Origin of the sequence: Pseudomonas sp. GW456-12-10-14-LB2 (genome assembly GCF_002884345.1) — a bacterium.
Classification (GTDB): Bacteria; Pseudomonadota; Gammaproteobacteria; order Pseudomonadales; family Pseudomonadaceae; genus Aquipseudomonas; species Aquipseudomonas paraglycinae.
The window spans coordinates 1-19,671 of sequence record NZ_POHV01000006.1 but is presented as its reverse complement, the minus strand read 5'-3'; the positions used below and the strand labels follow the sequence as shown (position 1 = coordinate 19,671).

The following is a 19,671-nucleotide window of genomic DNA, read 5'->3' as shown; positions in this document are numbered from 1 at the left end:
CTTAGCGGTCCACGTCGGCCATAACGAAATCGATACTACCCAGGTACGCAATCAGGTCCGCGACCATGCTGCCTTTGATCACCGAAGGGATCTGTTGCAGATGCGGGAAGCTCGGAGTACGGATCCGGGTACGGTAGCTCATGGTGCCGCCGTCGCTCGTCAGGTAATAACTGTTGATGCCCTTGGTCGCTTCGATCATCTGGAAGGATTCGTTGGCCGGCATGACCGGGCCCCACGAAACCTGCAGGAAGTGCGTGATCAGGGTTTCGATGTGCTGCAGCGTGCGCTCTTTCGGCGGCGGCGTGGTCAGCGGGTGATCCGCCTTGTACGGGCCTTCCGGCATGTTGCGCAGGCACTGGTCGATGATCTTGACGCTCTGGCGCATCTCTTCGACGCGAACCATGCAGCGGTCGTAGGCATCGCCGTTGGCGGCCAGCGGCACTTCGAACTCGAAGTTCTCGTAACCGGAGTACGGACGCGCCTTGCGCAGGTCGAAGTCGCAACCGGTGGAACGCAGGCCGGCACCGGTGACGCCCCATTCCAGGGCCTCTTTGGTGTTGTACTGGGCAACGCCGATGGTACGACCCTTGAGGATGCTGTTCTGCAGGGCGGCCTTGGTGTATTCGTCGAGGCGCTTTGGCAGCCATTCAACGAAGTCTTTCACCAGTTTTTCCCAGCCGCGCGGCAGGTCGTGGGCGACGCCACCGATGCGGTACCAGGCCGGGTGCAGGCGGAAACCGGTGATGGCTTCGATCACCGTGTACGCCTTCTGGCGGTCGGTGAAGGTGAAGAACACCGGAGTCATGGCGCCGACGTCCTGGATGTAGGTGCCCAGGAAGAGCAGGTGGCTGGTGATCCGGAAGAACTCGGCCATCATGATGCGGATGACGTCGACCTTCTCGGGTACCTTGATGCCGGCCAGCTTCTCGACCGAGAGCACGTACGGCAGGTTGTTCATCACGCCGCCGAGGTAGTCGATACGGTCGGTGTACGGAATGAAGCTGTGCCAGGACTGACGCTCGGCCATCTTCTCGGCGCCACGGTGGTGGTAACCGATGTCCGGAACGCAGTCGACGATCTCTTCACCGTCCAGTTGCAGGATGATGCGGAACGCACCGTGAGCCGAAGGGTGGTTCGGACCCAGGTTGAGGAACATGTAGTCCTCGTTCGGGCCGGAGCGCTTCATGCCCCAGTCTTCAGGACGGAAACGCGCGGCTTCTTCCTCAAGCTGTTGCTTGGCCAGGTTCAGGCTGAACGGATCGAATTCGGTGGCGCGCGCCGGGAAGTCCTTGCGCAGCGGGTGACCTTCCCAGGTCGGCGGCATCATGATGCGCGACAGGTGCGGGTGACCTTTAAAGTCGATGCCATACATGTCCCAGACTTCACGCTCGTACCAGTTGGCGTTCGGCCAGATGCTGGTGACGGTCGGCAAGCTGAGGTCGCTCTCGGACAAGGCGACCTTGATCATCACGTCACTATTACGTTCCAGCGACATGAGGTGATAGAACACGGTGAAATCGGCACCGCTCGGCAGCCCTTGACGCTTGGTGCGCAGACGCTCATCCACGCCGTGCAGGTCATAGAGCATGACGTACGGCTTGGGCAGGTTGCGCAGGAAGGTCAGGACTTCGACGAGTTTGGCGCGAGCCACCCACAGCACCGGCATGCCGGTGCGGGTCGGCTGAGCGGTGAACGCTTCGGCGCCAAAACGGTTGTTCAGTTCGACGACCACATCCTGGTCGTCTGCCTTATAAGGCGGGATGTACAGAGCACTGCCTGTAGTCATGGTTATTTTTTCGCTTTCGGTCAACGTAAAGAATGAAGCCAGCTTCTCGTTTCTTTGAAACAGACTGGATCAGACTTCGTCAGGGCTGCGCAGGTTGGTGACTGCGATTCGCTGTTCGCGGCGCTGTTCCTTCTGCGAAGGCATGTCGGCGCGATAAACGCCTTGATCGCCAACGACCCAGGAAAGTGGGCGACGCTCCTGGCCAATGGATTCCTGCAACAGCATCAAGCCTTGCAGAAATGCTTCTGGACGGGGCGGGCAGCCAGGTACGTAGACGTCAACGGGCAGGAACTTGTCCACCCCCTGAACCACGGAGTAGATGTCGTACATGCCGCCGGAGTTGGCGCACGAACCCATCGAGATCACCCACTTGGGCTCGAGCATCTGCTCGTACAGGCGCTGAATGATCGGCGCCATCTTGATGAAGCAGGTCCCGGCGATAACCATGAAGTCGGCCTGACGCGGTGATGCCCGGATAACTTCGGCGCCGAAGCGCGCGATGTCGTGGGGCGCCGTGAAGGCGGTGGTCATTTCCACGTAGCAGCACGACAGACCGAAGTTGTACGGCCACAGGGAGTTCTTACGTCCCCAGTTGACCGCGCCACTCAGCACGTCTTCCAGCTTGCCCATGAAAATGTTTTTGTGGACTTGATCCTCTAACGGATCGGAAACGGTTTCCCGCTGGCCGATCGGATACTGCTCGTTAGGAGCATCGGGGTCGATTCTGGTGAGATTGTATTGCATTGCCAAAGCCTCATTGTTTCAGCTTCGCCTGCCGCTTGCGACGAGCTTCCGGAGCCCAGTCAAGGGCGCCCACTCGGAACAGGTAGACAAGACCTGCCAACAGAATTGCTATGAAAACGAGAGCTTCGACGAATCCGGTCCAGCCGCTTTCGCGGACGGACACAGACCATGCAAAGAGAAAGAGGGCTTCGATATCGAAGATCACGAACAGCATCGCGACCAGATAGAATTTGGCTGAGAGCCGCAAGCGGGCGCCACCGGTAGGTAGCATGCCGGACTCGAACGGTTCGTTTTTGCTGCGGCCCCAGGCTTTTGACCCGAGGAGGCTGGAGACACCGAGCATGAAGGCACACAGGCCGACTACACCCAGAAGGAAAATGGCAAAGCCCCAGTTGTGGGCCATGAGTCCTGTCGCTTCGGGCATGCTGGAAATCCTTAACAGAGAGCAAAGGTCTCTGAGCTTGATAAAGAAATAAGGCAGTGACGATATGTCGCAGCAATCAATCGCGCTGATTTTATGGCTAAACACCCGGCAAGTAAAATTCCTATAGCGAAATTATTTATTGGAATAAGGACATAGCGCGCCTCGAAGGCCCCGCAGCCCATGCGTTGCGGGCATTAGCCGGAATTTCAAGAATTATGTTTTGTAGGAAATGTAACGAACATAGTTGCCGCTAAATGATAATTAATATCGTTTGGAGTGGTTTCGTAACTGTTTAACGGGTCAGTAGTTGGGAAGTTGTCTTATATGCGCGTTACTGCAAGTAGCGGCGGCGCCCGTTTTAGCCGATTTTTGCGATGCGGATACCGCTCTGGATCAATGTTTTGCCTGACAGGTTGTGCCAATTCCTGAGGCGCCCGGAAAACCGCAGGCAAAAAAAACGCCCCGAACCAGTCGGGGCGTCAGTTTTTCGGCAATGCGGTTAGCTTTCTATACGGTCCGCAAAGGCCGTTCGCTCAGGCGAAGTCGATCAGTGGAACTGTTCTTCTTCGGTCGAACCGGTCAGCGCGGTCACCGAGGACGTGCCGCCCTGGATCACGGTGGTCATGTCGTCGAAGTAGCCAGTGCCCACTTCCTGCTGGTGAGCCACGAAGGTGTAACCCTTGGCGGCGTCAGCGAATTCCTGCTCTTGCAGCTTCACGTAGGCAGTCATGTCGTTGCGGGCGTAGTCGTGCGCCAGGTTGAACATGCTGTGCCACATGTTGTGAATGCCGGCCAGGGTGATGAACTGGTGCTTGTAACCCATGGCGGACAGTTCGCGCTGGAACTTGGCGATGGTCGCGTCGTCCAGGTTTTTCTTCCAGTTGAAGGAAGGCGAGCAGTTGTACGACAGGATCTGGTCCGGATATTCCTTTTTGATCGCTTCAGCGAAACGACGGGCTTCGTCCAGGTCCGGCTTGGCGGTTTCGCACCAGATCAGGTCGGCGTACGGCGCGTAAGCCAGGCCGCGGGCGATTGCCTGGTCCAGGCCTGCACGAACCTTGTAGAAACCTTCCTGAGTACGGGTGCCAGTCACGAACGGCTGGTCGTACGGGTCGCAGTCGGAAGTCAGCAGGTCGGCAGCGTTGGCGTCGGTACGGGCCAGGATGATGGTCGGTACACCGGCAACGTCGGCAGCCAGACGAGCAGCGGTCAGCTTCTGTACGGCTTCCTGGGTTGGAACCAGAACCTTGCCGCCCATGTGGCCGCATTTCTTCACGGAGGCCAACTGGTCTTCGAAGTGAACGCCGGCGGCGCCTGCTTCGATCATGCTCTTCATCAGCTCGTAGGCGTTCAGTACGCCGCCGAAGCCGGCTTCGGCGTCAGCTACGATTGGCGCGAAGTAGTCGATGTAGCCATCGTCGCCCGGATTCTTGCCGGCTTTCCACTGGATCTGGTCGGCACGACGGAACGAGTTGTTGATGCGCTTGACCACGGTTGGAACCGAGTCCACCGGGTACAGCGACTGGTCCGGGTACATCGATTCGGCGGAGTTGTTATCCGCAGCGACTTGCCAGCCCGACAGGTAGATCGCCTGGATACCGGCTTTGACCTGCTGCACAGCCTGGCCGCCGGTCAGGGCGCCCATGCAGTTGACGAAATCTTTCTCTGGGCGGAAGGACGGCTTGGCACCCTGGGTGACCAGGTTCCACAGTTTTTCGGCGCCCATTTTTGCAAAGGTGTGCTCTGGTTGAACCGAGCCACGCAGACGGACGACGTCAGCAGCGGAGTAATTGCGAGTCACGCCTTTCCAGCGCGGGTTTTCAGCCCAGTCTTTTTCAAGGGCTGCAATTTGCTGTTCGCGTGTCAGTGCCATGGAGATAAACCTCGTCGCGTCTTTATGAAAAGTTGTTCTGCGGTGGAAAATTCCTTGCGCTCGCTGACCAGAAGCTTAGGTGGTCAGGTCGGGTTCGGCGGGGCAGGCGACGGGATGAACGATGGGCTCGAGGGGAAGTGAGCAGGTAAAGGCGAACTGGCGGGCGCATTCGGGCGTCGTGGGCCTTTATACGAACTACAGTGTAAAGCCGGGTTACCTAATTACGCTTCCGTCCCTCGGGACAACTTCGTTCCAGTCGGCAACCTCGTCAAACACACCTTGTGGGCGGTACAGACACGAAACGGCTCGCGGGGATGGTTGCGAGCAGCGCTTCGAAGGCCCTTGCCAGGGCCTCTGATTAGCGGGAGCGAGGCCATCATGCCTTCGCTTTTTTGGCTCGTCAAACGTTTTGTAGTGCTTTTTTTCAAGCACTACATCTTTCGTCTAATACGACTAATCAGTCAGTTTTCGGTGCTTTAGTCCAACGTGTCGACTTTCACCCGCAACGTCATGTCATCCCGGCCTTGAGTCGAGTAGCTGCGGGCGAGGCCCTGTTTGTCGGCCTGGGTCTGGCGATTTACGCCAGCGAGGGTAATCCATTCGCCCAGGCGTCCGGTGACAGTTGTGTCGGTGCTTTGCACGTTCACTACATCGGGACGTTCCTGGCTCATGCGGTCACGGTTGGTACTGATTGCCAGGTGAACGGTTTCGCCGGTGACGCTTGCGGTGACATAAAACCCCTGGGTGACGTTGCGATATTGAGTCTGGCTGCTGTAATCGCCGTAGGAGTTGGTCTGGCTGCTGGTGATCGGCACGCTCTGGCCGACCTGGATCAGCGCCGGTGCACCTTCGCTGGCCTGGATCTGCTGAATGCCGCCGTCACGGCTGGCAGTGCTGCGACTGATGATGCGGGTTTGCGCGCCATTGACCGAATAGCCTTCATCGCCACGACCGTTGTTTTCGTTGGTGTCGACCGTGATCAGCAGGCGCTTGGGCGCGGTGTCGAGTTGCGAGAGCAGGTCCTTGAGTTCTTCGATCTTGCCGGGTTCAGCCTTGACGATCAGTTGGTTGCCATAGGCGCTGACCTGGCCGTCCTTGCCGATGAAGTCTTGAGCCACCGGCAGCATGTCGGCGCTGGTGTGGTATTTGAGGGGCACGATTTCTGTGGCTGCCATCACCGAAAAACTGCAGCCGAGCAGCAGGGTGGTGAGCAGGGTGCGTAGGGACATGTCCGTTATCTCCGCTTTCGAAAGGCTTGATATTGCCAGTTTGTCGGCCCGGGGTGGGGCAAGTTGAATCCTAGACAGCAAAACGCCCCGGCATCGTGAGATGGCGGGGCGTTTTACGTGATCGTTCCCACGCTCCGCGTGGGAATGCAGCCAGTGACGCTCTGCGTCACATGCCGCAAGGGACGCGGAGCGTCCCGAGAGGCATTCCCACGCAGAGCGTGGGAACGATCGGCGCCTCGGTCTTAAGCTGAGTGACGAACCATATCGACATGCGGAATCCCGGCTTCGAGGAATTCCTCGCTGACCAGGTTGAAACCCAGGCGCTCATAGAACGCCGTGGCCTGTACCTGGGCGCTGAGCATCTGCTGCTTCAGGCCGCGTGCTTCCGCTTCGGCAATCACCGCTTGCATCAGCGCATCGCCGACCTTCAGGCCGCGCCAGTCCTTCAGCACCGAAACCCGGCCGACATGCCCGTCGGGCAAGAGGCGGGCGGTGCCGATCGGAAAGTCGCCTTCGAAAGCCAGGAAATGCACCGCCGTGGCGTCATCAGCGTCCCACTCAAGCTCGGGTGGAACCGATTGTTCGGCAATGAACACCGTTTCGCGAATGCGGCGGATCTCGGCGTTGTCCTTTTGCCAGTCTGCAACACGTACGCGAATCTTATTCATCGTCGGCGAACCCCAGGCTTCCCTGTTTGACCAGTTCGCACAGCAGGCCGCGACCGTCTTCGTCGCTCAGCCAGTCACCGAGATTGTCTGTGTGCAGGGCGTCGGCAGAGCAGATCAGCTTCAGCAGTTCGCGCAGCTTGCCCGGCAGGTAACGGCTCTGACCGCTGGCGAACAGCAGCAGATCGTCATCGACGTCCGACCACGCCAGACGCGCGCTCGGGTTGCGGATCAGGATGGCACCGTCTTCGAGCGCGCCGAGGAGGTCTTCTTCCTCGACTTCTTCCGGGCCGACCACCAGCTCTGGATAACGCGGCTCGGTCATGTACTGGCCGAACCAGGTCAGCAGCAGGCGTTCGTCGCTCATGTGTTCGGCGAGCAGCGCTTTCAGGCGGCCGAGTGCATCGTGCTGGATCTGATGTGGATCATCGCTGACCGGCTTGGCGTCGGCGTCGGTGTAGCGCTCTTCGTCAGTCAGGAACTGGCTGAGGAAGTCGGTGAAGTGGGTCAGCACTTCAGCGGCGCTCGGTGCGCGAAAGCCGACCGAGTAGGTCATGCAGTCATCGACGGCAACGCCGCAGTGAGCCAGGCGCGGCGGCAGGTAGAGCATGTCGCCCGGCTCCAGGACCCACTCTTCGGTCTCGTGGAATTCGGCGAGGATGCGCAGATCCGCGTGTTGCAGCAGCGGGCTTTCGGAGTCGCACATCTGGCCGATTTTCCAGTTGCGCTTGCCGTGGCCTTGCAGCAGGAACACGTCGTAGTTGTCGAAGTGCGGACCGACGCTGCCACCCGGAGCGGCGAAGCTGATCATCACGTCGTCGACGCGCCAGCTCGGCAGGAAGCGGAAGTTTTCCAGCAGCTCGCTGACTTCCGGCACGAACTGATCGACCGCCTGCACCAGCAGGGTCCACTCGCGCTCCGGCAGTTTGCTGAATTCGTCTTCGGCGAACGGGCCGCGACGCAGTTCCCAAGGGCGCTCGCCGTGCTCGATCACCAGGCGCGATTCGACTTCTTCTTCCAGGGCCAGGCCGGCGAGTTCGTCGGCGTCGATCGGGCTTTCGAAATCAGGAATCGCCTGACGGATCAGCAGTGGTTTTTTCTGCCAGTAGTCGCGCATGAATTCGCGCGCCGTAAGACCACCCAGAAGTTGAAGAGGAATATCGGGATTCATATGTAACCTATTGAAAAAAAGCATTTTTCAGACGGGAATAAACACGCCCGGCGCGGCCGGGCGTCTCAAACGGGTCAAACAGTCGATCAGATGCGTTTGGCTTGCGCTACAGCGTTTCCGATGTAGTTGGCCGGCGTCAGTTGCTTGAGCTCGGCTTTCGCAGCGGCCGGCATGTCCAGGCCATCGATGAAAGTCTGCAGCGCTTCAGGGCTGATGCCCTTGCCGCGCGTCAGTTCTTTCAGCTTCTCGTACGGATTTTCGATGTTGTAGCGGCGCATCACGGTCTGGATCGGCTCGGCCAGGACTTCCCAGCAAGCGTCCAGATCGGCAGCGATCTTGTCAGCGTTCAGCTCGAGCTTGCTGATGCCTTTGAGGCTCGCTTCGTACGCGATCACGCTGTGGGCGAAGCCGACACCGAGGTTACGCAGCACGGTGGAGTCGGTCAGGTCGCGCTGCCAGCGGGAGATTGGCAGTTTGCTCGCCAGGTGCTGGAACAGCGCGTTGGCGATGCCCAGGTTGCCTTCGGAGTTTTCGAAGTCGATCGGGTTGACCTTGTGCGGCATGGTCGACGAACCGATTTCGCCGGCGATGGTGCGCTGCTTGAAGTAGCCCAGGGAGATGTAGCCCCAGATGTCACGGTCGAAGTCGATCAGGATGGTGTTGAAGCGCGCAATGGCGTCGAACAGCTCGGCGATGTAGTCGTGCGGCTCGATCTGCGTGGTGTACGGGTTGAAGGCCAGGCCCAGCTCGTCTTCGATGAAGGCGCGGGCGTTGGCTTCCCAGTCGATCTGCGGGTAGGCCGACAGGTGAGCGTTGTAGTTGCCGACAGCACCGTTGATCTTGCCCAGCAGCGGAACGGCAGCGACCTGAGCGATCTGACGCTCGAGACGGTAAACCACGTTCGCCAGCTCTTTACCCAGAGTGGTCGGCGAAGCCGGCTGGCCGTGGGTGCGCGACAGCATCGGCACGTCGGCGAAGCGCAGGGCCAGTTCGCGGATGGCGTTGGCGGTCTGGCGCATCAGCGGCAGCATCACGTCGTCACGGCCTTCGCGCAGCATCAGGGCGTGGGACAGGTTGTTGATGTCCTCGCTGGTGCAGGCGAAGTGGATGAATTCGCTGACCTTGGCCAGCTCCGGCAGCTTGGCCGCCTGCTCCTTGAGCAGGTATTCGATCGCTTTGACGTCGTGGTTGGTGGTGCGCTCGATCTCTTTCACGCGCTCGGCGTGCTCCAGCGAGAAGTTCTCGGCCAGTTCATTCAGAACGGCGTTGGCTTCGGCGGAGAAGGCTGGCACTTCCGGGATGCCGGCGTGAGCGGCCAGGCGCTGGAGCCAGCGCACTTCAACCAGAACGCGGGCACGGATCAGACCGTACTCGCTGAAAATTGGGCGCAGGGCCTGGGTTTTGCCGGCGTAGCGGCCGTCAACAGGGGAAACCGCAGTGAGCGAAGAGAGCTGCATGGGGTGTTCTCGGACAGTCGGGCAACGAAATGGGGCGCGTATCATACATGAAAAAATCCGCCGGTCCGTCGCCAACTGACCGGCGTATTACGCGTTACAGACTACAAAGCTTTTATTGCGCGGCGATTTACTCGCTGCGCATCAACGGATACAGCTCTTTGAGCAATTTGCGTCGGCTGACGACCAGCTGCCAGCGGTGACCGCCGAGCTGACGCCACAGGCGTGCCGAACGAATGCCGGCGAGCAGCAGAGCGCGAATCTTCGAGGCGTTGCTCGGCTGCTGCAGATTGCGCATGTCGCCATGCACCTGAATGCGCTGGCGCAGCGTGCTCAGGGTGTCCTGATACAGCGCACCGCAGGCTGCGATCACGTTTTCGTGGGCCGGGCCGAAGTGCTCGACCTGCGACTGGATCTGCGGCAAGCGCTTGCCGATCACGTCGAGCATGTCGTTGCGCTTGGCCAGTTGTCGCTCAAGGCCAAGCATCGACAGGGCGTAGCGCAGCGGTTCGCGTTGCAAGGTGCTTGGGTCGCGCTCGAGGGCGCCGATCAGCGCGCGGTAACCCTCGCGCAGGTTGATATCGTCGCCGCCGTAAACATCCAGGGTATCTTTCGGGTCGCGAACCAGCAGGCTGCCGAGCATGCAGCTCAGGCCGGCCTCGTTGGTCTGGCCGGTCTTGGCGATCCGGTCGACCAGCACGGCGGCGAGAAACACGCCGCCCAGAGCGGTCAATTGCTCCTGAGTCGGGCTCATGCCTGGCCGCTCCACGGCTCGGCGACTTCGATCACGCCGCCACCGAGGCAGACTTCACCGTCATAGAACACCACCGACTGGCCCGGCGTGACCGCGCGTTGCGGCTCGTCGAATACGGCGCGATAGCCGGTTTCGGTTTTCTCAAGGGTGCAGGCCTGATCGCTCTGGCGATAACGAACCTTGGCAGTCAGGCGCAGCGGCTGGCTTAGATCGATCGGGTTGACCCAATAGATTTCCGAAGCGAGCAGGGCGCTGGAGAACAGCCACGGATGGTTGTTGCCTTGACCGACGATCAGCTCGTTGGTGTCCAGATCCTTGCGCAGCACGTACCACGGCTCGTCGCCGGCGTCTTTCAGACCGCCGATGCCCAGGCCCTGACGCTGGCCGATGGTGTGGTACATCAAGCCGTGGTGACGGCCGATGACTTCGCCTTCGGTGGTCTTGATCTCGCCCGGTTGTGCCGGCAGGTATTGCTTGAGGAAATCGCTGAAGCGACGCTCGCCGATGAAGCAGATCCCGGTGGAATCCTTCTTCTTGGCGGTCGCCAGCTCGTATTTCTCGGCAATCGCGCGGACTTCCGGTTTTTCCAGCTCGCCGACCGGGAACAGGGTCTTGGCGATCTGTTCGCCGCCGACGGCGTGCAGGAAGTAGCTCTGATCCTTGTTCGGATCCAGGCCCTTGAGCAGCTCGGTGCGGCCATAGATGTCGCGGCGGCGCACGTAGTGGCCGGTGGCGATCAGGTCGGCGCCGAGCATCATGGCGTAGTCGAGGAACGCCTTGAACTTGATCTCGCGGTTGCACAGGATATCCGGGTTCGGCGTGCGGCCGGCCTTGTATTCGGCCAGGAAGTGCTCGAACACGTTGTCCCAGTACTCGGCGGCGAAGTTGGCGGTGTGCAGCTTGATACCGATCTTGTCGCACACGGCCTGGGCATCCGCCAGGTCGTCCATGGCGGTGCAGTATTCCGTTCCGTCGTCTTCTTCCCAGTTCTTCATGAACAGGCCTTCCACTTCATAGCCCTGCTCGATCAGCAGGAGAGCGGAAACGGAAGAGTCCACGCCGCCGGACATGCCGACAATGACGCGCTTCTTGGATGTGTCAGAAGGGGCTGGATCACGCATAGGGATTCAATGAGTGTCTTGAAAAAGGACGCGATTCTATCAGGCTCACGGCCTCAAGGCTAAAGGGAAGGGCGGATCAGTTCGAGGCCGAAGCGATTGCCGGCCAGATAATCATCGATGCAACGGATGATCAGCTCGCTGCGCCAGTTGTCGCGCTGGGCCAATAATTCGTCGCGGGTCAGCCACTTGGCGCCGACGATGCCGTCGTCCAGCTGATAATCTGGGTGGTGTTTCACGGCGTTGGCGCTGAAGCACACGCGCTGGTAAGTCACGCCGTTGCTCGGGGCGGTGTACAGATAAATGCCGACCACGGCGGTGGGTTCGACGTCCCAGCCGGTTTCTTCGAGGGTTTCGCGCACGGCAGCTTCGATCAGGGTTTCGTCCGGATCCAGATGGCCAGCGGGCTGATTGAGCACATTACGCCCGGCCTTGTGTTCCTCGACCATCAAAAAACGACCGTTGTCCTCGACGATGGTGGCGACGGTGATGTGGGGTTGCCATTGCATTGATTGAATCTCCTGAGCGATAGGCAGAAACACAAACCCCGGCGCAAGGCCGGGGTTTGTGATGTTCCCTTTACAACCTTATATCAGCGCAGCGATGGCCGCGTTGAGGGTTGCGCTTGGGCGCATGGCCTTGCTGATCAGCTCGGCATTGGCGTGGTAGTAACCGCCGATGTCCACTGGCTTGCCTTGAACGGCGTTGAGCTCGGCAACGATGGTCGCTTCGTTCTCGGTCAGGGTCTTGGCCAGAGTCGCGAACTGCGCTTGCAGTGCAGCGTCTTCGGTCTGGGCAGCCAGGGCTTGTGCCCAGTACATTGCCAGGTAGAAGTGGCTGCCGCGGTTGTCGATGTTGCCGACTTTGCGCGATGGCGACTTGTTGTTGTCGAGAAACTGGCCAGTGGCCTGGTCCAGGGTCTTGGACAGAACCAGCGCTTTCGGGTTGTTGTAGTTCACACCCAGGTGCTCGAGAGACGCGGCCAGGGCCAGGAATTCACCCAGCGAATCCCAGCGCAGGAAGTTCTCTTCGACCAGTTGCTGCACGTGCTTCGGAGCCGAACCGCCGGCGCCGGTTTCGAACAGGCCACCGCCGTTCATCAGCGGCACGATCGACAGCATCTTGGCGCTGGTGCCCAGTTCCATGATCGGGAACAGGTCGGTCAGGTAGTCACGCAGTACGTTGCCGGTCACCGAAATGGTGTCCTTGCCTTCGCGGGTGCGCTGCAGGGTGTATTTCATGGCATCGACCGGCGCCATGATCTGGATGTCCAGACCAGCGGTGTCGTGATCCTTCAGGTAAGCCTGAACCTTCTCGATCACCACGCCGTCGTGGGCGCGCATCGGGTCCAGCCAGAAAATGGCTGGCGTTGCGCTTGCACGAGCACGGTTGACGGCCAGTTTGACCCAGTCCTGGATCGGCGCGTCTTTGGTCTGGCACATGCGGAAGATGTCGCCGGCTTCAACAGCCTGTTCCATCAGCAGGGTGCCTTTGCTGTCGGTTACGCGAACCACGCCGTCGGCCTTGATCTGGAAGGTCTTGTCGTGGGAACCGTACTCTTCAGCCTTTTTAGCCATCAGGCCAACGTTTGGCACGCTGCCCATGGTGGTCGGATCGAAAGCGCCATTGGCTTTGCAATCTTCGATCACGGCCTGGTAGATGGTGGCGTAGCAGCGATCCGGGATCACAGCCTTGGTGTCGTGCAGCTGGCCGTCGGTGCCCCACATCTTGCCGGAGTCACGGATCATGGCCGGCATCGAGGCGTCGACGATAACGTCGCTCGGCACGTGCAGGTTGGTGATGCCTTTGTCGGAGTTGACCATCGCCAGCGAAGGACGAACGGCGTAGACCGCCTGCACGTCGGCTTCGATCTGGGCTTGTTGTTCGGCCGGCAGGGATTTGATGCGGGCGTACAGGTCGCCGATGCCGTTGTTCAGGTTGAAGCCGATCTCGGCCAGCACGTCGGCGTGCTTGGTCAGGGCGTCTTTGTAGAACTCGGCAACGATCTGGCCGAACATGATCGGGTCGGAGACCTTCATCATGGTGGCTTTCAGGTGAACCGACAGCAGCACGCCTTGTTGCTTGGCGCTGTCGATTTCAGCGGCGATGAACGCGCGCAGAGCCTTTTTGCTCATCACGGAGCAGTCGAGGATCTCGCCCGCCTGAACGGTGGTTTTTTCTTTCAGGACGGTGGTGGTGCCGTCTTGGGCGACCAGCTCGATTTTCACGGTGTCAGCGGCGTCGATCAGGGCCGCTTTTTCGCTGCCGTAGAAATCGCCGGTGCTCATGTGAGCGACGTGGGACTTGGAGTCCTTGGCCCAGGCGCCCATTTTGTGCGGGTGCTTGCGAGCGTAGTTCTTGACCGACAGCGGCGCACGACGGTCGGAGTTGCCTTCACGCAGAACCGGGTTCACGGCGCTGCCCTTGACCTTGTCGTAACGCGCCTTGGCTTCTTTTTCGGCGTCGTTGGTCACAGATTCCGGGTAGTCCGGCAGGTTGTAGCCCTGGGCTTGCAGTTCTTTGATCGCGGCTTGCAACTGCGGAACCGAAGCGCTGATGTTCGGCAGCTTGATGATGTTGGCTTCAGGCGTAACGGCCAGGTCGCCCAGTTCGGCGAGGTGGTCGGCTACGGCTTTGTCGCCCAGTTGCTCGGGGAAGCTGGCCAGAATGCGTGCTGCAAGAGAGATATCGCGGGTTTCCACGGCGATATCGGCCGAGGCGGTGTAAGCCTCGATGATCGGCAGCAGGGAATAGGTGGCGAGGGCTGGAGCTTCGTCGGTGAAGGTATAGATGATCTTCGAGCGGGTGGGCATATTCGGATTAACTCTCTCTTCTTTGCTAAAGCGTGCGCAGAAACTCGAGGGGCGCCGGGTAAGCGCGTTCGTTCAAAGTCATCCATGAACCGAATGTCGAGAATCTTCGCGGTGATGTTGGGTGCATCAGTAGAGCGTCAAGCAGTCGGACTGCGGTAACAACCCGACCAATCAGGCGGAAAGTCTCGTGCTAGAGAGGCCAGCCGTCGTGACCCTTTGGTCAGCGGGCGGCATTATACATAGGTAGCTGGCAATCTGCCGATGGTTCATATGCAACGATTCTCGTCCATTGGTCTAAAGGTCGCAGGCCGGGGTGGGGCGTAGAGTCGCCGTGAATGCTTGAGATTGGCGCTTTTCCCTTTGCTTTCAGGCTTGTACGAACCGAGATGTGGTCGCGCCCGGAACAGAGGGTTTGCGTGTTGATTTAACTGGGTTACGCTCGAACCAAGCCAGATGTTCAATCCAAACAATGGAGTTCAGCATGGGTTACAAGAAGATTCAGGTTCCAGCCGTCGGCGACAAAATCACCGTCAACGCAGACCATTCTCTCAATGTCCCTGATAACCCGATCATTCCCTTCATCGAAGGTGACGGCATTGGCGTCGACGTCAGCCCTGTGATGATCAAAGTGGTTGATGCTGCCGTAGAGAAAGCCTACGGGGGCAAGCGCAAGATTTCCTGGATGGAGGTTTATGCTGGCGAAAAAGCAACTCAAGTCTATGACCAGGACACCTGGCTGCCCCAGGAAACCCTGGACGCGGTCAAGGATTACGTGGTTTCCATCAAGGGCCCGCTGACCACCCCGGTCGGTGGCGGCATCCGCTCCCTCAACGTTGCCCTGCGCCAACAGCTCGATCTCTATGTCTGCCTGCGCCCTGTGGTGTGGTTCGAAGGCGTGCCAAGCCCGGTGAAAAAGCCTGGCGACGTCGACATGGTGATCTTCCGCGAGAACTCCGAAGACATTTATGCCGGTATCGAATGGAAAGCCGGCTCCCCTGAGGCCACCAAGGTCATCAAGTTCCTGAAAGAAGAAATGGGCGTCACCAAGATCCGTTTCGACCAGGATTGCGGCATCGGCATCAAGCCGGTTTCGAAAGAAGGCACCAAGCGTCTGGTGCGCAAGGCCCTGCAATACGTGGTGGACAACGACCGCAAGTCGCTGACCATCGTGCACAAGGGCAACATCATGAAATTCACCGAAGGTGCCTTCAAGGACTGGGGCTACGAGGTGGCGAAGGAAGAATTCGGCGCCGAGCTGCTCGATGGCGGCCCATGGATGAAATTCAAGAACCCGAAAACCGGCCGCGAAGTCGTCGTCAAGGACGCCATCGCCGACGCCATGCTCCAGCAGATCCTGCTGCGTCCGGCCGAATACGATGTGATCGCCACCCTCAACCTCAATGGTGACTACCTGTCCGATGCGCTGGCGGCGGAAGTGGGCGGTATCGGTATCGCGCCGGGCGCCAACCTGTCCGACACCGTGGCCATGTTCGAGGCGACCCACGGTACTGCGCCGAAATATGCTGGCAAGGACCAGGTCAACCCGGGCTCGGTGATCCTGTCGGCGGAGATGATGCTGCGCCACCTGGGCTGGACCGAGGCGGCCGACCTGATCATCAAGGGCACCAATGGCGCCATCAAGGCCAAGACCGTGACCTACGACTTCGAACGTCTGATGGAAGGCGCCACGCTGGTGTCTTCTTCGGGCTTCGGTGATGCGCTGATCAAGCACATGTAATAAAGCCAGCTGCAACGAAACCGCCCGGCTCGAGTGATCGAGCCGGGCGGTTTGTTTTCTGGCAGGTGTTCGGGTTGCTTCAGCTGGTCACTGATTGGTGATGAGCGGCTGCCGAGGCGGCATCTTTTGCGGCTTCGACATTCTTGATTTCTGTAGCGTGAAGGCCTTTGGGGCCTTGTACGATCACGAATTCGACGATTTGCCCGGCTTTGAGGGTTTTGTACCCGTCCATCTTGATGGCGGAAAAATGGGCAAAGAAATCGATATCCTTGCCGTCCTCGTCCTTCCCCTCGCGGGATTCGGTATTGATGAAGCCGAACCCCTTGGCATTGTTGAACCATTTCACCTTGCCGACAGCCATGCTCAAATCCCTCTGCAACAGTCTCCATCGCTGGAGTATCATCCAATTCATCCGCAGTCGAATCCGTTAAAAAGATTGACTCCGCGGATCTTTTTTCCCCACTGTGGGTTCTATTGGTTGTAACACCGTTTTCCCGATAGTCAAGGTGACCGGGCAGTCGGAGTTGAAAACGTGTCAAGCCGCCCCCACCACTGTATTTGCACAACTGACGAACCTTTCTTTCCATGCATGCAATCAGCCAGATTCGACTAACATTCAATCAGGATCGCCCGCTTCTCCAAAAGGATCTTCCACAGGAGCACGACGACGATTCGGCAGGCGTTGCTGTTCAGGAAGCAAAGCCTGCGTTACAGGCGCCGCCGATGTACAAGGTGGTTTTGTTTAATGATGACTACACACCGATGGATTTCGTCGTCGAAGTGCTCGAGGTGTTTTTTAACCTGAATCGCGAGCTGGCGACCAAGGTCATGCTGGCCGTCCACACAGAAGGGCGGGCAGTATGTGGAGTGTTTACCCGCGACATCGCCGAGACAAAGGCCATGCAGGTCAACCAGTACGCCAGGGAAAGCCAGCATCCGCTACTCTGTGAAATCGAGAAGGACGGTTAATCGCCGACCACTTGGGTATGAGGTGAAGCTATGTTAAACCGCGAGCTCGAAGTCACCCTCAATCTTGCCTTCAAGGAGGCACGTTCGAAACGTCATGAATTCATGACCGTCGAACACCTGCTGCTGGCCCTATTGGACAATGAGGCTGCCGCCACCGTATTGCGTGCCTGCGGCGCAAACCTCGACAAACTCAAGCACGACCTGCAGGAGTTCATCGACTCCACCACGCCACTGATCCCCGTCCATGACGAGGATCGCGAAACCCAGCCAACCCTGGGCTTCCAGCGTGTGCTGCAACGTGCTGTCTTTCATGTGCAGAGCTCGGGCAAACGCGAAGTGACCGGCGCCAACGTGCTGGTTGCAATCTTCAGTGAGCAAGAGAGTCAGGCGGTGTTCCTGCTGAAACAGCAGAGCGTTGCACGCATTGATGTCGTCAACTATATCGCCCACGGCATTTCCAAAGTGCCGGGGCATGGCGATCACTCTGAAGGTGAACAAGATATGCAGGACGACGAGGGCGGTGAGTCTTCTTCTTCAGGCAATCCGCTGGACGCTTACGCCAGCAACCTCAACGAACTCGCACGCCAGGGCCGGATCGATCCGCTGGTCGGGCGTGAAACGGAAGTCGAGCGTGTCGCGCAGATTCTCGCGCGCCGTCGCAAGAACAATCCGCTGCTGGTAGGCGAGGCTGGCGTGGGTAAAACCGCGATTGCCGAAGGCCTGGCCAAACGTATTGTCGACAACCAGGTGCCGGACCTGCTGGCCAACAGCGTCGTTTATTCCCTCGATCTGGGCGCTCTGCTCGCGGGCACCAAGTATCGCGGTGACTTCGAGAAGCGCTTCAAGGCGCTGCTCAACGAACTGAAAAAACGTCCGCAGGCGATCCTGTTCATCGACGAAATCCATACCATCATCGGTGCGGGTGCTGCGTCCGGTGGCGTCATGGATGCCTCGAACCTGCTCAAACCGCTGCTGTCGTCTGGCGACATTCGCTGCATCGGCTCGACCACGTTCCAGGAATTCCGTGGCATCTTCGAAAAAGACCGTGCCCTGGCGCGTCGCTTCCAGAAGGTCGATGTCGTCGAGCCGTCGGTGGAAGACACCATCGGTATCCTGCGCGGCCTGAAAGGGCGTTTCGAACAGCACCACAACATCGAATACAGCGATGAGTCGCTGCGCGCCGCTGCGGAACTGGCTTCGCGCTACATCAATGACCGGCACATGCCGGACAAGGCCATCGACGTGATCGACGAGGCGGGCGCCTACCAGCGTCTGCAACCGGTCGAGAAGCGTGTGAAACGCATCGAAGTGCCTGAGGTCGAGGACATCGTTGCGAAAATCGCGCGGATTCCGCCGAAGCACGTCACCAGCTCCGACAAGGAACTGCTGCGTAACCTCGAGCGTGACCTGAAGCTGACGGTGTTCGGTCAGGACGCGGCGATCGATTCGCTGTCGACTGCGATCAAGCTGTCCCGTGCCGGGCTCAAGTCGCCTGACAAGCCTGTCGGTTCGTTCCTGTTCGCAGGACCGACCGGTGTTGGTAAAACCGAAGCCGCGCGTCAATTGGCCAAGGCGTTGGGGATCGAACTGGTGCGCTTCGACATGTCCGAGTACATGGAGCGTCACACCGTATCGCGTCTGATCGGTGCGCCTCCGGGGTATGTCGGTTTCGACCAGGGCGGTCTGTTGACCGAAGCGATCACCAAGCAGCCGCATTGCGTATTGCTGCTCGATGAAATCGAGAAGGCGCATCCGGAAGTCTTCAACCTGCTGCTGCAGGTGATGGACCACGGTACGCTGACCGACAACAACGGGCGCAAGGCGGATTTCCGCAATGTGATCGTGATCATGACCACCAACGCCGGTGCTGAGACGGCGGCACGTGCTTCGATCGGTTTCACCCATCAGGACCACTCGTCTGATGCGATGGAAGTGATCAAGAAGAGCTTTACGCCGGAATTCCGCAACCGTCTGGATACCATCATTCAGTTTGGTCGCCTCAGTCATGAGGTCATCAAAAGCGTGGTGGACAAGTTCCTCACCGAACTTCAGGCGCAGCTGGAAGACAAGCGTGTGCTTCTGGAAGTTACCGATGCGGCGCGCAGCTGGCTGGCGGCCGGTGGTTACGATTCGGCCATGGGCGCTCGTCCGATGGCGCGTCTGATCCAGGACAAGATCAAGCGTCCGCTGGCGGAGGAGATTCTGTTTGGCGAGCTGGCCGAGCATGGTGGTGTGGTTCACATCGACATCAAGGATGGTGAGTTGACGTTTGACTTCGAGACCACTGCAGAAATGGCCTGACGGCTGGTAAGTGAAAAGGCGCCTTCGGGCGCCTTTTTATTGTCTGCGGTTTTTATTTTGGGGGCATATCCGTTGCTTCGGGAGCTGCCGCTGGCGGTTTCGCCCTTACGGCGAGTCACCTTTTCCAAACGCCGAAAAGGTAACCCAAAAGGCTTCAACCCTGACGTACGGCCCTCGCTGTGGCTCGGGTTCCTTCGCTCCGGGATTGATCCGGGGGCATCGCCTACGGTTTGCTTCGCTGCACCTCCTCTCGATGCATGCGGCTGCGCCGCACGGTCGCTGCGCTCCCACCCCCGGATCAATCCCTCCACTCAGCCTGCCGACGGGCCCTGCGATCAAAAGCGGTACTCGAGCTAACGCTCATCGTTTTGAGTGGAGAGGAGCGGGTGTTCGGCTTTGGTTTTGTGGTGGGTTTACCCCTCACCCCAGCCCTCTCCCCGAGGAGAGGGAGCCGATTTTTGTGCTTTTCAAAGCCTGAGTTCAACGCGGTATCGCATGTCGGCGAACCTCTCCCAAATCACTCGATCAGTCCCCTCTCCCTCCGGGAGAGGGCTAGGGTGGGTAAAGACCGGGTACATCCTTTACGTTTGAGACCGGGGACATGGTTTACAGGTATCAATCATGGTCAGGAG

At 59.2% G+C, this 19,671-nt stretch carries 16 protein-coding genes; 3 read left to right on the top strand and 13 right to left on the bottom strand.

The window, feature by feature from the left end:
• Position 1: 1 nt before the first annotated feature.
• The 12 genes from nuoC to C1X29_RS05285 all read right to left on the bottom strand — a co-directional run bounded on the left by nuoC (position 2) and on the right by C1X29_RS05285 (position 14,031).
• Positions 2-1,786: an NADH-quinone oxidoreductase subunit C/D gene (nuoC, locus tag C1X29_RS05340; RefSeq protein ID WP_085745981.1), complete on the bottom strand. Its 1,785-nt coding sequence runs from the start codon at positions 1,784-1,786 to the stop codon at positions 2-4.
• A 69-nt stretch (positions 1,787-1,855) separates the two neighbouring features.
• Complete coding sequence (locus C1X29_RS05335) at positions 1,856-2,530, bottom strand: NADH-quinone oxidoreductase subunit B family protein (protein WP_007951456.1); 675 nt, start codon at positions 2,528-2,530, stop codon at positions 1,856-1,858.
• 10 nt (positions 2,531-2,540) lie between these two features.
• The gene (locus tag C1X29_RS05330; RefSeq protein WP_003223812.1) at positions 2,541-2,954 is read right to left on the bottom strand and encodes an NADH-quinone oxidoreductase subunit A; all 414 of its coding nucleotides are present in this window, start codon (positions 2,952-2,954) and stop codon (positions 2,541-2,543) included.
• A gap of 547 nt (positions 2,955-3,501) precedes the next feature.
• Positions 3,502-4,827, bottom strand: coding sequence for an isocitrate lyase (gene aceA, locus C1X29_RS05325; protein WP_007951455.1), 1,326 nt, complete (start codon positions 4,825-4,827; stop codon positions 3,502-3,504).
• A gap of 476 nt (positions 4,828-5,303) precedes the next feature.
• Positions 5,304-6,056, bottom strand: coding sequence for a secretin N-terminal domain-containing protein (locus tag C1X29_RS05320; protein ID WP_007951453.1), 753 nt, complete (start codon positions 6,054-6,056; stop codon positions 5,304-5,306).
• Positions 6,057-6,298: 242 nt separating this feature from the next.
• A complete protein-coding gene (locus C1X29_RS05315) occupies positions 6,299-6,724 on the bottom strand; it encodes a GNAT family N-acetyltransferase (protein WP_007951452.1) in 426 nt (141 codons plus the stop codon).
• On the bottom strand, positions 6,717-7,892 hold the full coding sequence (locus C1X29_RS05310) for a cupin domain-containing protein (RefSeq protein ID WP_007951451.1): 1,176 nt from the start codon (positions 7,890-7,892) through the stop codon (positions 6,717-6,719). Before C1X29_RS05310 ends, C1X29_RS05315 begins: the two co-directional genes overlap by 8 nt.
• 86 nt (positions 7,893-7,978) lie before the next feature.
• Entirely contained in the window at positions 7,979-9,349 is a 1,371-nt protein-coding gene (gene purB / locus C1X29_RS05305; RefSeq protein ID WP_085712387.1) for an adenylosuccinate lyase, read from the bottom strand.
• A 127-nt stretch (positions 9,350-9,476) separates the two neighbouring features.
• Entirely contained in the window at positions 9,477-10,100 is a 624-nt protein-coding gene (gene hflD / locus C1X29_RS05300) for a high frequency lysogenization protein HflD (RefSeq protein WP_039767411.1), read from the bottom strand.
• Entirely contained in the window at positions 10,097-11,221 is a 1,125-nt protein-coding gene (gene mnmA, locus C1X29_RS05295; RefSeq protein WP_102716999.1) for a tRNA 2-thiouridine(34) synthase MnmA, read from the bottom strand. The genes hflD and mnmA overlap by 4 nt, the downstream gene beginning before the upstream one ends.
• A 59-nt stretch (positions 11,222-11,280) precedes the next feature.
• Complete coding sequence (locus C1X29_RS05290; RefSeq protein ID WP_102716998.1) at positions 11,281-11,727, bottom strand: NUDIX hydrolase; 447 nt, start codon at positions 11,725-11,727, stop codon at positions 11,281-11,283.
• Positions 11,728-11,805: 78 nt separating this feature from the next.
• Entirely contained in the window at positions 11,806-14,031 is a 2,226-nt protein-coding gene (locus tag C1X29_RS05285; protein ID WP_102716997.1) for an NADP-dependent isocitrate dehydrogenase, read from the bottom strand.
• Positions 14,032-14,512: 481 nt separating this feature from the next.
• Between C1X29_RS05285 and icd the strand changes: the two genes are divergently transcribed.
• Positions 14,513-15,769, top strand: a complete 1,257-nt coding sequence (icd, locus tag C1X29_RS05275) for an NADP-dependent isocitrate dehydrogenase (protein ID WP_064380687.1) — start codon at positions 14,513-14,515, stop codon at positions 15,767-15,769.
• A 79-nt stretch (positions 15,770-15,848) separates the two neighbouring features.
• Here the strand turns inward: icd and C1X29_RS05270 are convergent, their stop codons facing one another.
• Positions 15,849-16,130, bottom strand: a complete 282-nt coding sequence (locus tag C1X29_RS05270; protein WP_085745987.1) for a cold shock domain-containing protein — start codon at positions 16,128-16,130, stop codon at positions 15,849-15,851.
• A 224-nt stretch (positions 16,131-16,354) separates the two neighbouring features.
• Here C1X29_RS05270 and clpS point away from each other — a divergent pair, with 224 nt between their 5' ends.
• On the top strand, positions 16,355-16,738 hold the full coding sequence (clpS, locus tag C1X29_RS05265) for an ATP-dependent Clp protease adapter ClpS (RefSeq protein ID WP_011334948.1): 384 nt from the start codon (positions 16,355-16,357) through the stop codon (positions 16,736-16,738).
• Positions 16,739-16,768: 30 nt separating this feature from the next.
• Positions 16,769-19,039: an ATP-dependent Clp protease ATP-binding subunit ClpA gene (gene clpA, locus C1X29_RS05260; protein WP_007951436.1), complete on the top strand. Its 2,271-nt coding sequence runs from the start codon at positions 16,769-16,771 to the stop codon at positions 19,037-19,039.
• Positions 19,040-19,671 lie beyond the last annotated feature (632 nt).